Source organism: Isoptericola sp. NPDC056618, from assembly GCF_042792715.1.
In the GTDB taxonomy this organism is placed as follows: Bacteria; Actinomycetota; Actinomycetes; order Actinomycetales; family Cellulomonadaceae; genus Isoptericola; species Isoptericola nanjingensis.
Genome location: NZ_JBHTVZ010000042.1, coordinates 1 through 1,952, shown reverse-complemented (window position 1 = coordinate 1,952; position 1,952 = coordinate 1). Strand labels below are relative to the sequence as shown.

Sequence of the window (1,952 nt, the reverse complement as noted above, 5' to 3'; positions counted from 1 at the left end):
AGTATAACACAAAACGTGATTTTTGAAGCAAAACGGTTCCTCTTTATGGAGCCGTTTTTTTTATTTCCCGAAGGGTTATTTGTCAGAATGACAAACCGATTTCGAGCCGGCGAGAACCCATTGTCACACCACGATTTAGGGGGTGTGTATAAATGGGCACTCTCTGTGAAATTTGAAGCTTTGAAATTCCGAATGGCGCACTTATACACTCTGTCGAGTGAGTGCTAAAATGCTGAAGCATTTCCGTCAAGCGTGTGGAGGAATCTTGTAGAGAGATATAGCATAGATACCCGTATCTCTAGAGATATTTTGGTATATCCCTGCTATATCTATGGGGTATCTATGCTATATCTTTGGCTTCAAAAACGGCACCTGTTCTAAGAGCATAGAAACTCAACAGGCACAGCCTGTTTGACACCCTTTTTTTTAGGGTGGCACCGAGTTTCCTTATGCTCTTTTTCTCTGAAGCTAAACCTGTTTTATATGTCGTAGTCTTTTTATTGGGAGTGACCCCTTGCTGTACAATTTCCGGAGGTGCCGATAAGGGACGAATTTTCCCTTGTCGGTTGCCTTTGGGGATTGTAAGGGGTGGAGGCTCGGAATCAAAAGGAAACGAAATATCATTCCGAGTGTGCTTCTTTTTTCTGTTCTTGAATTCTATTATTTCCAATGTTAGAATTATGTTAACAACTTGTTAGGAGTGTGTTTGGATGGAAGAGAAAAAACAAATTGGACCTCGAATTACTGTTGAAACATTTAAAAAGCTAGAGTTATTAGCCGAACATTTTACAAAACACAATGAATTTGGAAGAGTTTCAAAAGATGCTGTAATTGAGTTTGCTATTAAGGAATTGTATAGGGACTATTTGGGAAAAGGACGCTAATTTTTGTTGAAAAACTGACTTCGGATTTGGGGTTCTTTATTATTAACTTGATTTTAATTAAACATTACAGGAAAAATTGAGGGGAAATGGATGGATAAACGCAATGGTGACGCGGTTTTCATAGCTCCAAATGATGTTGTAAAAGTGACCACTATGAATCACGTCATTGAAGTTCAGCATATGGAGAAGATGAACCGGAAAAATAATATCAAAAAATTGGACAAGGATAGGTTTGTAGACCTCTCTACTGGGGAGATCCGGGAGTTCGAGCATTCGGAAAATCGGCAGGAAAATTATAATTCTTTGAGACAAACCTTTAAGAAGCTGCGTTATTTGATAAATAACAATTTTATAGGACGGCCAAATGAATTACATATAACTTTGACATACAAGAAAAATATGACGGACACGAAAAAACTTTATAGTGATTTTCAAAATTTTATCGACAGGTTGCGTTATAAATACAAGAAAGAAAGTTCGATAGATTATTTATCGGTGGTAGAGCCACAAGGACGTGGAGCCTGGCATTGTCATGTTTTAATGCGCTTTAATGATTTGGATAAGATTTATATTAAAAATGCTGAATTAAGGAGTCTATGGGGTTTAGGATTTGTAACAATCAAGTCATTAAAGGATATAGACAACATAGGAGCCTATTTGAGCGCTTATTTGACTGATATAGACCTAGAAGATGTCCAAGACAGGGAAACAGCCTTAAAAGTGGCTTCAGAGGGCTGTGAGGTGCAAACAAAGATCGTAGAAGGTCGGGAAAAGAAATTTTTAAAAGGCGGACGGCTGCACATGTATCCTTCCGGAATGAATATGTATCGAAAATCAAAAGGGATTGTTAAGCCGGAACGGGAAGAAATGAAGTTCGGAGACATAAAAAAAGTAGTGGGTTCGGCAAAACCACACTACGAGAAAAGTTATCATGTCGAAAATGACAATTTTGAAAACACAATTTCGTTTCTCCAGTATAACACAAAACGTGATTTTTGAAGCAAAACGGTTCCTCTTTATGGAGCCGTTTTTTTTATTTCCCGAAGGGTTATTTGTCAGAATGACAAA

At 37.8% G+C, this 1,952-nt stretch carries 1 protein-coding gene; it reads left to right on the top strand.

Features of this window, described 5'->3' with window-relative positions; genetic code table 11:
• Positions 1-974: 974 nt before the first annotated feature.
• Complete coding sequence (locus tag ACFQ8T_RS21710; RefSeq protein ID WP_375839305.1) at positions 975-1,883, top strand: rolling circle replication-associated protein; 909 nt, start codon at positions 975-977, stop codon at positions 1,881-1,883.
• The last annotated feature ends 69 nt before the right edge of the window (positions 1,884-1,952 follow it).

Bases quoted from the DNA above. Each gene is read 5' to 3' on its own strand.
- ACFQ8T_RS21710 (WP_375839305.1), top strand. From the start codon at position 975: ATGGATAAACGCAATGGTGACGCGGTTTTCATAGCTCCAAATGATGTT.